The organism is Rhodococcus sp. MT28, assembly GCF_058792695.1.
On the sequence record NZ_JBXAFD010000002.1, the window covers coordinates 122,436 to 135,578 of the forward strand.

Consider the following 13,143-nt stretch of genomic DNA (forward strand, 5'->3'; position numbering starts at 1 on the left):
GAAACAAAACGTCGGGCCCCGCACACCGAAGTGTGCGGGGCCCGGCGAGACGAACAGTCGACTATGCGCCGACGACGTTCAGGTTGAACTTGGCAACCACATCGGGGTGCAGGTTCACGACCACGGCGTGCTTGCCCGTGTTCTTGATGTGAGCCTTCGGCAACACGATGGAGCGCTTGTCGACAACCGGTCCACCGGCAGCCTTGATCGCAGCAGCGACGTCAGCGACGGTAACCGAACCGAAGAGCTTGCCCGAGCCACCGGCGGTCTTGACCGTCAGCGTTACGGACTCGAGGCCCTCGATAGCTGCCTTGAGCTCCTTGGCGTGATCCAGGCCGCGCACAGCGCGCGCTTCCTGTGCACGACGGATGCCCTCGACCTGCTTCTCGGCGCCACGAGTGGCGACGATTGCCAGTCCGCGGGGGAGCAGGTAGTTACGGCCGTAGCCGTCCTTGACCTCCACGGTGTCGCCAGGCGCACCGAGGTTGTCCACGTCAGCGGTGAGGATGAGCTTCATGTTCTTTCCTCCCTTTCCTTAGCGAGCCACGGTGGCGTAAGGCAGCAGTGCTACCTCACGTGAGTTCTTGACGGCAATGGCAACGTCGCGCTGGTGCTGGACGCAATTGCCGGTGACACGGCGAGCACGGATCTTTCCGCGATCGCTGACGTACTTACGAAGCAACGTCGTGTCCTTGTAGTTGATCTGCGTGTTCTTCTCTTTGCAGAAGGTGCAGACCTTCTTCTTCATAACCTTGTCGCGCAAGGGCGGCTTCGGCATGTCTTTGCTCTTTTCTGGATGTTCCTGATCAGGTACGGATCAGAAGGGCGGTTCGTCGCTGCCCGCACCACCGAAGGAGCCCGAAGCCTGAGGCGCACTGCCCCAAGGATCGTCTCCACCCGAAGGTGCAGCGCTCGGACGTCCGCCACCCGATCCGCCGGAGGAACCGCCGAAGTTGCCGCCTCCACCGCCGCCACCACGGTTGGCCTTGTTGACCTTTGCCGTGGCGTACTTCAGTGAAGGACCGATTTCATCGACTTCGAGCTCGACGACAGTTCGCTTTTCGCCCTCGCGAGTTTCGTACGAACGCTGCTTGAGCCGGCCGCTCACGATTACTCGTGAACCACGGGTCAAGCTCTCCGCGACGTTCTCGGCTGCTTCGCGCCAGATGTTGCAACGCATGAACAGCGCATCGCCGTCTTTCCATTCATTGGAATTACGGTCGAAGGTGCGGGGCGTGGAAGCAACCGTGAAGTTTGCAACCGCGGCACCCGCCGGGGTGAAACGAAGTTCAGGATCAGCCGTCAGGTTTCCGATGACGGTGATGATGGTGTCGCCAGCCATGTGGTTCCTCCTGCATTGATGTAAGACCGTTGGGCGCGAGAGTAGAGCTCGCTACCGACAGTAATTACTTGTTGTGGCGCAGAACCTTCGTGCGCAGAACCGACTCGTTCAGACCGAGCTGACGGTCGAGCTCAGCGACGGTGGCGGGAGTGGCGTTGATGTCGATCACCGCGTAGATACCTTCAGCATGCTTCAGGATCTCGTAGGCGAGACGACGCTTACCCCAGACATCGACCTTGTCGATCGTGCCGCCGTGCTGGCGCACAACATTGAGGAACGTATCCAGTGAAGGAGCGACAGTGCGCTCGTCCAGGCTGGGGTCAAGGATGACCATCAATTCGTAATGACGCATAAGACCTCATCACCTCCTGTGGACTAAGTGAAAACGGCCACGGACTATCCGTGGCAGGAGGGTCGTTGCGTCAGCAACCCTCGTAGGTTACACGAGGGGCCTTGACCAGGGAAATCGTCCCAGCCCTCCGGGGAGACCGCCAGGTCGATGCGCGACGCGTGGCGCAGACGCATCACCCCGCGAGCCACTGCGCCCCCTAGGGTGAGAATCATGCGAACAGACCGCAAGACCCCGGCGTCGATCCTGGCGTTGGTCGTCGGATTGTGCGGGCTGACGATGGCGCTGGGCTATTTCAACAAGGCCAGATGCGGCGGTGCACCGTTCGCGCCCGACGGCCGAAGCCTGAACTTCGACGTCAACAAGAACATCGACGTCTGCTACTCCGATATCCAGTTGCTCTGGCTCGGACGAGGAATCGATCAGCATCTGTTCCCCTTCGTCACCGGAGGGATAACGCCCGAAGGATTCCTGACCGGCGGAACCGTCGAATACCCGGTGCTCAGCGGAATTCTGATGTGGCTGGGCGGTATCGGCTCACACACCGACACCGATTTCCTTCTGCACTCGGCCCTGATCCTGGCTCCTTTCGGACTGCTCACGGCGTGGATGCTCGGCAAGATGAGCGGCGCGTACGCGCTCGTGTGGTCGGCGACTCCGCCCCTGGTTCTGTACGCATTCCACAACTGGGAGCTCCCGGTGGTGGCCACCAGCGTCGGCGCGATCTTCCTGATGACGTTCGAGCGGATCCCGCTGCGAACTCGCGCGGTTCTGGCGGCCGTCATCCTGGCGATCGGTTTCTGTTTGAAGCTGTACCCGGGAATGTTCGTGCTGCCGCTCATGGCCTACGTGCTTCTACGCGGCACCGAAGGCAAGCGCTACGACGTTCGTGGAGCGCTGATGACGGCAGGCGCGGCGATCGTCACCGTCGTCCTCGTCAACCTGCCGTTCGCCCTCATCTCGTACGAAGGCTGGCGCGCGTCGTTCAGCTTCCAGGAGAAGCGAAGCGCCGACATCACCACCAATTCGGTGTGGTTCTGGGGTTTGCGCCCCTTCTACGGTTTCGGAGTTCGCGAGCTCAACGCCGACTACGACGCACTGGTGAGCATCCTGTCTCCGGTGATGATCCTGTTGTCGTTCGCGCTCGCGATGTATCTGGGTTGGCGCCGCTACGTCCGCGACGGCTACTTTCCGTGGATTGCAGTCAGTGCCGCGATGCTGTGCGGATTCGTGTTGCTACACAAGGTCAATTCACCGCAGTACACACTGTGGATCCTGCCTTTCCTCGTACTGTTCAAGATCCGGTGGTTCTGGATCGTCGCCTATCTGATCGCCGACGCAGCGTTGGGTATCGGCATCTTCCGGTACTTCTACCAACTGGACATGAATCTCGATCCGAGCAAGTACGAGGCCGTCGTCCAGGCGAGCGTGTGGGGCCACGTCATCCTGCTCGCCGTGTTCTTCTTCCTGTTCCTGCGAGTCCCGTTGCGGTATCCGCTTGCCGGTGGGACCGATCAGATTGCCAACTCCGACAACAACCTTCCGACTCACTCACGGGAGCACGCCTGATGACTGCATCATGGTTCGAATCACCGACGCTGACCGGTGATCGTGTCCGACTCGAACCCCTGGGCGTCGCGCACACCGACGCTCTGCTCGCTGCTGCCGACGACCCGGCGATCTTTCGTTGGACCGCATCGCCCATCACCGATCGGGAACAGGCACAGAAGTACATCGCTGCAGCAACCGACGACCCTAATCGGATCGCCTTTGCGCAGGTGAACATCGTGACGAACGCCGTGGTCGGCACCACGTCCATGTACCAGATCGACCCGGTAAACCGCAGTCTTGCAATCGGATACACGTGGTTGTCGCGATCGGTTCAGGGAACCGGGATCAATCCCGAATCGAAGCTGCTCCTGCTTCGTCACGCCTTCGACCAGCTCGAAGCCGTACGCGTCGAGTGGCACACGGACGAGTTCAACGATCAATCCAGGGCCGCGATCGCAAAGCTCGGCGCTCAGTTCGAGGGCCTGCTGCGCAAGCACCGACGCCGTGTCGACGGCAGTTGGCGTACAACAGCGCTGTTCGCGATGACCGACGACGATTGGCCGACCATCGCACCTCAGCTCGAGACACGTACCCGAAACTAGCCATCACCTGCACTCTTCGACGAAGTCCATGCCAAGATTCACCTCATGAGCGATCAGGGTGGGTACGGGTACCAGGGCAATCAGAATTGGCAACCGGCTCCGTACGGGCAGCCCGATCCGTACGGCAGGCGGCCGACGAACACACTCGCGGTACTCGCCCTCGTCTTCGCGTTCCTCATCGCGCCGTTGGGGATCGTCTTCGGGCACATCGCTCGCGGCCAGATCAAACGGACCGGCGAAGAAGGCGACGGACTCGCCCTTGCCGGACTGATCATCGGCTACATCTTCACCGCACTCGGCATCCTGGCCGTGATCGTGTGGATCGCGTTCTTCGGGCTGCTCGCCGCCGCTTTCGGCAACGCCGCCAATGAAGCGAGTTCGCGGAGTCTCACCTATACGACGCCGTACTCGTACTCCACGACCACGACTCGGGCGCCGAGTGCACCCACCACAGCGCCGAAAACGACGACGCCCCCACGCGTCACAACCTCGATCGGACCAGCGCCGACCGTCTCGGGCACCAACCGTCAGGGCTTCATCTCCGGCGGCCCCAGTTGCAACTCCACCAATCCCGCCGTCGCCATCGCCGTCACGACCGGATCACGAATCGTCATCTGCGAAACCGGAGTCGGGCGTTACTACTACAAGGGTCAACGGCTGAGCGACGGCGCCACCATCGAACTCGACGATCCGACGCCCACGGGCAACGGATTCACCGTCACCAACAAGGACGTGACGTACAAGCTCACCTCCGCCGGACTGGTGATCACCGGCAGCGGAGGCGAGCTGGGTCGGGAAGCGGCGCTCGAGTTCTGGATGAACTGAAGCGCGTCAGCCGGCACACGGATCCTGGTAGGGAACACCGGGCAGGTACCGCTCCCATTCGGCTTCCGTGATGGGAGATCCTGCGGTGCGGCACAATCGATCAACGACGCCGTCGGGGTCGATTCCCCACAAGCGAACGGTCTTGTCCGACCCACTGCCCGCGATCATGTCACTCTCGCCGGCGAACTGAGCGTCGTTGACGCGACCCGGGTAGGCGGACAGCGTCGCAAATCGTGTTGACCGCGAGGGAGTCTCGATGTCCCAGAGCCAGACGGTTCCGTCGCCGACACCGGCAGCGAGCCGATCACCGGCGCGGTTGAACGAGATCGAATAGATTGCGCCCTCGGGGCCGACGAGACGAGCGAGTTCCTCGGGTGCCGACGGTGTGCGTACGTCCCACACGGCGACACCGTGATCCGCACTTCCGGCGGCCAACAGCGTTCCGTCGGCGCTGAAAGACACTGCTAATGCGTAGCTTTCGAATCCACCCACCGTCGCCGCCACCCGGGGCGACGCTGCGTTCGACACGTCCCACAGATCCACTTCGTTCTTGGCGTTCGCGATCGCCAAGATGTCGGTACCTGGCTGAAAGGCCATCATCTGCGGGTAGGAGCCGACATCGGTCAACGACAACAGTTTCGGAGCCGACGGGTCGGAAACGTCGACCAACGCAATACTGTTGTCGTCCTGCGAGGACACCGCCAGCAGATCTCCGGCGGGATTCAGCGCGACAACCGCCACGATGCCCTTCACATATACCGCAGGCTCGCCGTAGATACGTGGCGACGCCGGATCACTCAGGTCCCAAAGATATGCACCGCCGCCGCCGGTGCCGCTCACAGCCAGGTTCCCGTCTGCCGACACCGCCGACGCACCGCTGAAAGAGTCGTCCCCTTGCGGTTTCAACTCCGGCATCACCGCGGGGCGATCGAGATCCTCGGTGTTCCACGCCAACATCGCGCCACCCCTGGCACCGACGCCGGCCACCAGACGCGAGCCGTCCGCGGCAAAGGGACTGGTGAAGATCGTGTCCCGAGCTCCCGCCCAGACCGGACCCGGAAGAGCCCACACGCGAGTCACACCGTTGAGTCCCCCGGTGACCAGATTGCGGCCGTCATCGCTGTAGTCGACTGTGGTCACCGCCCCACTGTCCGGAAGTGTTTCGATCAATGCCCCGGTTCGGGGGTCCCACACGCGCACGGAGTTGTCGGAACTTCCTGCGGCAAGACGTGTTCCGTCTTTGCCGTAGTTCAGTTCGTTGACGTAGCTGGAAAATCCCGTCAGTGCCTGCAGGGGAGTGGGGCGCGCCGGATCGCTCATGTCCCACCGAACCACCTCCCTGCCAGTGGTTCCCGCCGCAAGCTCGCGTCCGTCCGGACTGAAGGCGACGCCGAGGTAGTGGACGGTGGTGCCGTTCGGCTCGGTCGCGAAGATCGGCGCCGATTCCTCACCCCACTTTGCGACGTCCCACACGCGCAGAGTCGCTTGACGCCCGCCCGCCACGAGGAAACGTCCGTCAGGACTGAACGTCGCGGTGACAATGCCGTCAGCTGGATGCGGAAGAGCAGGCAAAGCAACGGCATTCGTGGAGGTGTCGATGTTCCATCGCAGGACGTCGGGCGTCGAGGTACCGGCGACCAGCTTGGTTCCGTCTGGGCTGAACTCCATGTCCTGCACTACGCGTTCACCGTCGACGGGAAGTGTTCCACGGACCGGATTCTTCGGGTCCGACACATCCCAGAGTGCAGCGCCGCCGGCACCACCGGTCGCAAGGAGCCGTCCGTCCGGGCTGTAGGCGACGGCAAAGAGGGCCGTGCCCTCCGAGACTCCGAGGAACTCCGCCTGCGGAACGGCTGAGGCAACACCGTCCACCATCGGATAAAGCCTGACCTTCCCGTCCGAACCACCCACCGCCACAACAGTTCCGGCTGGGTTGATCCGGGCCTTCATCGCGCCGGGCGGCCCGATGATGCGAGTAGCCGAATGAACGCCCGACGCATCCAGCAATGCCGAGCGGGCTTCGGTCGTTTCGTTGACCGCAAATGCCGCCAGAGCAAGCTGCGACGCCAGCGACGGATCCCGCTCACGCATCCTGATCGACTCGGTGGCCACCTGACGCGACATCGCCTCGTCGCGCGCAGTATCTGCTTGGACACGTTGACGATTGGCTCCGATACCGGCGACGGTGGCAACCACCGCCAACACCAGAGCGATCACCGACGCGGCTGCCAGCGCAGTCACGAGCCGTCGTAGCACGCGTGTACGTCGGCGATCGGCAAATTCCTGCTGATCACGATGCTCGATGCTCGCGGCGAGGTACTCCCGCTCGGTGGCATTGAGGTCGGCGGCGCGGGTCCGACTCGGTTCCAGTGGGAGCCCGAGTTCGCCCGAACGCAGCCATTCTTCCGTCAGATGAAGACGTGCGGGTCCGAGCAGCGCGCCGGGGTCGCGTCCACTGTCTTCCCACACCTGCGCCGCGTAGGTGAACCGGCGATGCACCGCCAGACCGGCGCGGTCCGAGTCGATCCAATCGCGAAGCCGACTCCACGCGGACAGCAAGACCTCGTGCGAAACCTCGACGGTCTCCTCGTCGACGGTGAGAAGGCGGCGTAAGGCGAACCGGTCGATGACGGTATTCACGTCGTCGACGTCGTCACCGAGGAAGAGTTCGGTGCGCGGTGCCCGCCGACGCGTCTGCGTCACTTCGTCGACGTTGACCAACCGGAGGAAGATCCTGCGCGCCAACTGCTGCTGCCGCTCTGTGAGCTCGCCGTACACTTCCTCCGCGCTTTGCTGGACGGCCCCGGCAATCCCGTCGGTGGCGTAGTAATCCGAGACGGTCAGAGTTTTACGCGTCGACCGTTGCCAGGTCCCCAACAGTGCGTGTGACAGCAAGGGCAAAGCTCCGGGGTCGCTCGCCGTACGCGAGCCGCGTGGTGTCAGCTCGGAGACCAGAACCTGAACCAATTCGCTCTGCACGGTCATCCCGGCCTTGATCGCCGGCTCGACGATCACCTCGCGCAATTGTTCGTCGGTCAGCGGCCCGACCACCATCGGCGAATCGTCGAGCAGCGGTACCAAAAGCGGTTCCTCCGCCGCGAGCCCGTAGAAGTCGGCGCGCATTCCGATGACTGCGATGGTGTTCTCACCGAGTTCCGCGAGGGTCCGCAGTATTTCCTCGCGCCGATCACCGTCGCACTGCGTCCACAGTTCCTCGAACTGGTCGAGGATCAAGACGGTTGGTTCGTCGGAGATCGACGACGGAATTCCTCCCGTACCCGGCTGCAGGGTTTCCACCCGCCAACCGTCGAACCGTGGATCGTCCCCGGCGATCTTGGGGGCGAGCCCGGCCCGCAGCAACGACGACTTACCCGATCCGGAGGCACCGATCACCATGAACTGACGGCGACCGACACCTCGTATCGCCGACGCCACCCGCTCAACCAAGTTGGCAGTGAGTTCGTCTCGACCGAAGAACCACTCGGCGTCCTCTTGCCGGAACGACTCGAGACCTCGATACGGAACGGTGGCGTCGCCGCGTCGTCTGGCCGTCAGCTGTCTCACTCGTTGCACCGCACTGATCCAGCGCTGCCGCTCATCCTCGGAATCGACGCCGCAGGCCTCGAGGAGCGCGAAAAACATCGGGGTACTCGCCGGCGTCGGCAGGTGTTGGCCGGCAAACCATCCGCTGACGGTTCCGTGCAAACCACCCGAACGCTCGACGGCTTCGCGGACCGTCAGTCCGGCTGCGTTCCGCAGTGCAGTGAGCGTCTCAGCAAACTGCCCACGCGACTCGATCCGGGCGGGATCGACCTGATTGTGCGTACCGGCTTCCGCCTTCGAGTTCATAGCGACGCACTCTATCGGAGCAGGTAGGGGATTTGTCCGTTGTATGGACTCTGTATCGAGAGAGTTGCACCCGTTCCACTGAGACACCTCGATCGAAATACTCGTCTCAGTCGCACCCTGAGCCAGCAGCCCTTCTGCAAATACGGCAGTCGACGCCCATCCCCTCCGTCGAAAGGCGCTACTCGCATGTCTTCAATCGGCATTTCTCCGAAGATCGAGGCAAACGTGTCCCGAGTCGGCAACCCCAAGCACGGCAAGCACAAGCCGAAGCTGAGCGTCCGTGAGATCGAAGTACTTCTTGCCTGGCTACGTTCGGATTCCAAGTCCGAGGTCGCCGAGACACTCGGCCTACGCGTCTGCACCGTCAACACACACATCACTCGGATCCGCACGAAGTACAGCGACGTCGGGCGGCCGGCTCCCACGAAGGCAGCGTTGTTCGCCCGCGCGGTTCAGGACGGGTACACCACCCTCGACGAGTGGTGACCTCAGACCGCGACGGGTTCCGGTTCCTTCGCCTTGGACGGCTTCAACCAACCGGGTAGCCAGGCGGGTTGTTTGTCCGGTGCTTGATCGAGAACACCGCCCGCCGGATCGTCGATGAACCCGTACCGCACGAGATCCTCCGACGGCCGGTAGATCTGCCGGAGCACCAGCGCGCACAGAACGAGTACCGCGATGTCCCGGATCACGATGGTTCCGGTGAACCACTGCTCGGGCAGCCCCTTGTTGGACACTCCGAGGTAATACATCATTCGTGGAACCCAGACCAGGGCGTCGATGGTCATCCACGCGAGCAGGAGTCTGCGGTGCGGCAAGGCCAACACGGCCAGCGGCACCAGCCACAGAGAATACTGCGGGCTCCACACCTTGTTCGTGAGCAGGAAGCCCGCCACCAACAGGAAGCACAGCTGCGCAACTCGCGGACGACGCTGCGCCGTCAGGGCGACGTATCCGACACCGATGCAGACGGCCACGAACAAAAGCAGAGAGACGGCGTTGAGATTCGACGGCGACTCACCCTGTGCGAGAGGACCGTCGAGGCCCTTCCACGACGTGAACGACGCGATCACGTTGTAGAGCGAATCCGGATCGGCCCCGCGTTCGGAGTTGAGCCGGAAGAACTCGTACCAACCATGGGGGTACAGCGCGGCAATGGGCAGGTTCACCGCAAGCCATGCCGCGACCGCGCTGAGAGCGGTCACCAGCCAGTCCCTCGTCTTGCCCGCGCGCAGACACAGGACCAAGAGCGGTCCCAGTAGGAGCAGCGGGTAGAGCTTTGCGGCGCCGCCCAGGCCGAGCAGGATTCCCGCGAGCACGGGCCGCTTGCGTGCCCACGCCAACAACCCACCCGCCGCGAACGCCGTCGCCAGAGGATCGAAGTTCGTGAACACGTGCACGATCACCAAAGGGGAGCACGCGATCAGAGCGCCGTCCCACACTCGTCGTCCGGCCAGCAGGGTGCTCGCCCACACGGTGACCAGCCACGCCAACGCCAACCCGAACGCCACGACGTTGAAATAGAGCGCCACCTGAATCGCGCCCGGCAGCCAGGTGATCGAATCCCACGCCTTCGCGACTTTCATTGCGCCGTACTGGTAGAGCCCCGAGATGACCGGATACTCCATGTACCGCATCTGGATCGAACCGTCGCCGCGTACTTCTTCCCACGACGTCTTGTACGGGAATGCTCCCTGATCGAGGCGCTCGGCTCCGTACAGCGGAACGGTATCGGAGTAACACATCGCCACGTACTGACGGCTGCCACTCCAGTCGAGGCCGACCTGCCCGCTCTCGCCGACCGGCGCCTGCTGAATACAGCCCGCCTTGGCGAACCAGCCGAAAGCCAAGAACACCACGGCGAGCAGAAGGATCACTCGCATCGGTGTGAAGAAGCGAGTGCGCCCGATCAGTGCGTGACGACCTACCGGACCGCCGACGGTTCCCGACAGCGCAGACACCATCGCGTCGTTGCGACTGGGAACGTCCCGCCAATCCGCCGAACGAAGATCTTCGGCCAGCGGAGCGGGGGAGGTCGGTTCGGCATCATCAGCATTCGCGGCCACTCCGCGAGGTTACCGTCTTTCGAACCGACCACCCTCCAACTACTGGCCGGGGCTCACACCTGCCGGTTCTTCCTCGGTGGTCTCGCCTGCCCCTGGTACCTGTGGCGTGGTTGTCGTCGGCCGGGAGATGCCCGGAATCGGGATCGTGATGCCCGGCAGAACCTCGACCTGCGTCGTTGTCACCACGGGCGGCGGAGTGGTTTCCGTCGTCGTCGGTGCGGTGGTCGGCGGCGCCGACGTCTTGGGCGGTGCGGGAGCCGTGTACTCCGGAACACCACCGGCTTGACCGTTGATCTTGCCCGGCGTCGGGAACTTCTCGTTGTCGGTGCCCTCGAGGGCGCCGTCCATCGTGTCCTTCCAGATGTCCGAAGGCAGACCCGAGCCGTAGATCATCGCGCCACCGGAATTGGTGATCGCTTCACCGTCGGGAGTTCCGACCCAGACCGCGGTCGAAAGCGACGGCGTGTAGCCGACCATCCACGCGTCCTTGTTGGCTCCGGTGTCACCGAGCTGCGCGGTACCTGTCTTCGACGCCGACAGACGTCCGCCGGCCAGGTTGTGACCGCGCGAGTACGCCGCGATCGGCTGCATCGCAGCCGTCACGTTGTCCGCCACGGCAGCGTCGATGCGGTCTTCACCGGCGGGCGCGCCGCGGTCCAGCAGCACGGTGCCGTCGGCCGCGACGACCTTCTGCACGAAGTGCGGTGCGTGATACGTACCGGACGCGGCGAGTGTCGCGTACGACGACGCCATGTCGAGCACGCGGGCCTGGTACTGGCCGAGCACGATGCCGTTGTTGGGGCCGGAACCGTCGGCCTCGGTGAGCGACGGGCCGACGCCCGGGATGTCCTTCGGGATGCCTGCCTTGTGAGCGATGTCCGCGATTTCCTGCGGGCCGTTGCCGTCGAGGCTGAGCATCTGACGGTAGAAGCTGGTGTTCAGCGAACGCTTGAGCGCCTCTGCGATGGTGCAGGTGCCGCAGCTTTCACCTTCGACGTTGCCGATGGAGATGCCGTTGACGGTCAGCGGTGAGCTGTCGTACATCTGCGAGAGCGGGATTCCCTGATCCAGGGCGGCTGCGAGGCCGAACACCTTGAACGAGGAACCGGTCTGAAGTCCGGCATTCGCGAAGTCGTATCCCGCGCCGTCCTCACCGCCGTAGTACGCCTTGACGGCTCCGGTCTTCGGATCGACCGAGACAACTGCGGTACGCAGGTTCTCCGGCTCACCCTCCATGTTGGAACGGGCTGCCTCGACCGCTGCGGCCTGAGCCTGCGGGTCGATGGTCGTGGTGATCTGCAAGCCCTCGGTGTTGAGCAACTGCTCGCTGATTCCAGCGTCGCCGATCTCCTTGAGCACCTGACGCTTGATCAGGCCTTCGGGTCCGGTCGAGCCCTGGCTGCTGTTGTCGACCTGGGCGAGCGGGATGTAGGCGGGGTACTGCATCGGCGTGCGCGCGGCCTGATCCAGCGTGCCTGCAGACACCATGCCGTCGAGCACGTAATCCCAACGGGACTTCGCGCCGGTCGGGTTGGTCTCGGGATCGAGGAGCGACGGAAGCTGGATCGACGACGCCAGGACGGCGCCTTCTTCGATGGACAGCTGGTCGACGGGCTTACCGAAGTAAGCCTTGGATGCTGCGCCGATGCCGTATGCGCCGCGACCGAAGTAAATGGTGTTCAGATACGCGGCGAGGATGTCGTCCTTGGACCACTCGTTGGCCATCTTCGAGGAGATGACGAGTTCCTTCATCTTTCGCGTCAGCGAACGCTCCGAGCCGACAAGCGCCTTCTTGACGTACTGCTGCGTGATGGTCGAGCCACCACCGGCGCTGTCGCGACCGAGGACGTTGTCTCGGGCCGCGCGTGCGAAACCGGAGATCGAGAAGCCCGGGTTCGAGTAGAAATCGCGGTCCTCTGCGGCCAGAACAGCGTTGCGAACGTGCGGCGGTACCTGATCGAGCGAGACCTCGACGCGGTTGCCATCTGGCGGGACGACAGTGCTGATCACCGTGGTGCCGTCGGCGGCAAAGACCGTCGCCACCTGATTGGTCTTGAGGTCACCGGGTTTGGGGACGTCCTGCACGATGTACGCGGCCATGAAGGCAAGGACGGGCAGAACAAGACCGAGCGCCACCAAGACGTAGGCCGAGCGGCGAACTGTGCGCCACTTGGACTTCTTCTTCACGGTGCTCTTTCTTCCCTTCGGGGGTTGTCCGTCGTTGCCACCGCCACCGGAGCCACCTGTCGGCGGCTTCGTCGGCGGAGGTCCGACCGGCGGGCGGGTGCCCGCGTTGCTACGGGTGGTCGCTGCTGCTGCCGCGACGCGCTGGGTCGGTTCGTTCGCCTGAGCGCCTACGGCGCGATCTCGAGGCGGCGGGCCGGCAGGTCGGCCTTGCGGCGGACGACCCTGAGGAGGGGGACCGGCGGGGCGGCCCTGAGGAGGCGGGCCCGAAGGTCGGGCTTGCGGCGGACGACCCTGGGGCGGGGGTCCCATCGGACGACCTTGCGGCGGACGACCCTGAGGGGGCGGACCCATCGGAGGGCGTCCCTGCGGTGG

At 63.7% G+C, this 13,143-nt stretch carries 11 protein-coding genes; 4 read left to right on the forward strand and 7 right to left on the reverse strand.

What is annotated here, in order from left to right; translation table 11 throughout:
• Positions 1 to 61 precede the first annotated feature (61 nt).
• The 4 genes from rplI to rpsF form a co-directional block, all read right to left on the reverse strand.
• Entirely contained in the window at positions 62 to 517 is a 456-nt protein-coding gene (rplI, locus tag AC1Q6C_RS08900; RefSeq protein WP_007735531.1) for a 50S ribosomal protein L9, read from the reverse strand.
• 18 nt (positions 518 to 535) lie between these two features.
• Positions 536 to 778: a 30S ribosomal protein S18 gene (gene rpsR / locus AC1Q6C_RS08905; RefSeq protein WP_003941245.1), complete on the reverse strand. Its 243-nt coding sequence runs from the start codon at positions 776 to 778 to the stop codon at positions 536 to 538.
• Positions 779 to 817: 39 nt separating this feature from the next.
• Complete coding sequence (locus AC1Q6C_RS08910) at positions 818 to 1,342, reverse strand: single-stranded DNA-binding protein (protein ID WP_003941248.1); 525 nt, start codon at positions 1,340 to 1,342, stop codon at positions 818 to 820.
• A gap of 64 nt (positions 1,343 to 1,406) precedes the next feature.
• Complete coding sequence (rpsF, locus tag AC1Q6C_RS08915; protein WP_003941237.1) at positions 1,407 to 1,694, reverse strand: 30S ribosomal protein S6; 288 nt, start codon at positions 1,692 to 1,694, stop codon at positions 1,407 to 1,409.
• Between the two features lie 210 nt (positions 1,695 to 1,904).
• Between rpsF and AC1Q6C_RS08920 the strand changes: the two genes are divergently transcribed.
• From AC1Q6C_RS08920 to AC1Q6C_RS08930, 3 genes are read left to right on the forward strand one after another with little or no spacing between them, the layout of a single operon-like run.
• Positions 1,905 to 3,260 carry a glycosyltransferase family 87 protein gene (locus tag AC1Q6C_RS08920; protein WP_007735530.1) on the forward strand — a complete coding sequence of 452 codons (1,356 nt, stop codon included), beginning with the start codon at positions 1,905 to 1,907 and terminating at the stop codon, positions 3,258 to 3,260.
• Entirely contained in the window at positions 3,260 to 3,844 is a 585-nt protein-coding gene (locus AC1Q6C_RS08925) for a GNAT family N-acetyltransferase (RefSeq protein WP_030537128.1), read from the forward strand. The genes AC1Q6C_RS08920 and AC1Q6C_RS08925 overlap by 1 nt, the downstream gene beginning before the upstream one ends.
• Before the next feature lie 45 nt (positions 3,845 to 3,889).
• Positions 3,890 to 4,669, forward strand: a complete 780-nt coding sequence (locus AC1Q6C_RS08930; RefSeq protein WP_064689049.1) for a DUF4190 domain-containing protein — start codon at positions 3,890 to 3,892, stop codon at positions 4,667 to 4,669.
• Positions 4,670 to 4,675: 6 nt separating this feature from the next.
• On the opposite strand, the gene AC1Q6C_RS08935 is transcribed toward AC1Q6C_RS08930, so the two are convergent.
• Positions 4,676 to 8,518 (reverse strand): nSTAND1 domain-containing NTPase, encoded by a 3,843-nt coding sequence (locus tag AC1Q6C_RS08935; RefSeq protein WP_492666535.1) that lies wholly within the window; start codon positions 8,516 to 8,518, stop codon positions 4,676 to 4,678.
• 186 nt (positions 8,519 to 8,704) lie between these two features.
• Here AC1Q6C_RS08935 and AC1Q6C_RS08940 point away from each other — a divergent pair, with 186 nt between their 5' ends.
• Positions 8,705 to 9,004: a helix-turn-helix transcriptional regulator gene (locus AC1Q6C_RS08940; protein ID WP_003941253.1), complete on the forward strand. Its 300-nt coding sequence runs from the start codon at positions 8,705 to 8,707 to the stop codon at positions 9,002 to 9,004.
• Between the two features lie 2 nt (positions 9,005 to 9,006).
• On the opposite strand, the gene AC1Q6C_RS08945 is transcribed toward AC1Q6C_RS08940, so the two are convergent.
• Together AC1Q6C_RS08945 and AC1Q6C_RS08950 are read right to left on the reverse strand one after the other, a co-directional pair.
• Positions 9,007 to 10,584, reverse strand: coding sequence for a glycosyltransferase family 87 protein (locus tag AC1Q6C_RS08945; RefSeq protein ID WP_492666536.1), 1,578 nt, complete (start codon positions 10,582 to 10,584; stop codon positions 9,007 to 9,009).
• Positions 10,585 to 10,623: 39 nt separating this feature from the next.
• Positions 10,624 to 12,771 carry a transglycosylase domain-containing protein gene (locus AC1Q6C_RS08950; RefSeq protein ID WP_007735524.1) on the reverse strand — a complete coding sequence of 716 codons (2,148 nt, stop codon included), beginning with the start codon at positions 12,769 to 12,771 and terminating at the stop codon, positions 10,624 to 10,626.
• Positions 12,772 to 13,143: the final 372 nt, after the last annotated feature.

Bases quoted from the DNA above. Each gene is read 5' to 3' on its own strand.
- rplI (WP_007735531.1), bottom strand. From the start codon at position 517: ATGAAGCTCATCCTCACCGCTGACGTGGACAACCTCGGTGCGCCTGGC.
- AC1Q6C_RS08940 (WP_003941253.1), top strand. From the start codon at position 8,705: ATGTCTTCAATCGGCATTTCTCCGAAGATCGAGGCAAACGTGTCCCGA.
- rpsF (WP_003941237.1), bottom strand. From the start codon at position 1,694: ATGCGTCATTACGAATTGATGGTCATCCTTGACCCCAGCCTGGACGAG.
- AC1Q6C_RS08935 (WP_492666535.1), bottom strand. From the start codon at position 8,518: ATGAACTCGAAGGCGGAAGCCGGTACGCACAATCAGGTCGATCCCGCC.
- AC1Q6C_RS08920 (WP_007735530.1), top strand. From the start codon at position 1,905: ATGCGAACAGACCGCAAGACCCCGGCGTCGATCCTGGCGTTGGTCGTC.
- AC1Q6C_RS08910 (WP_003941248.1), bottom strand. From the start codon at position 1,342: ATGGCTGGCGACACCATCATCACCGTCATCGGAAACCTGACGGCTGAT.
- rpsR (WP_003941245.1), bottom strand. From the start codon at position 778: ATGCCGAAGCCGCCCTTGCGCGACAAGGTTATGAAGAAGAAGGTCTGC.
- AC1Q6C_RS08930 (WP_064689049.1), top strand. From the start codon at position 3,890: ATGAGCGATCAGGGTGGGTACGGGTACCAGGGCAATCAGAATTGGCAA.
- AC1Q6C_RS08925 (WP_030537128.1), top strand. From the start codon at position 3,260: ATGACTGCATCATGGTTCGAATCACCGACGCTGACCGGTGATCGTGTC.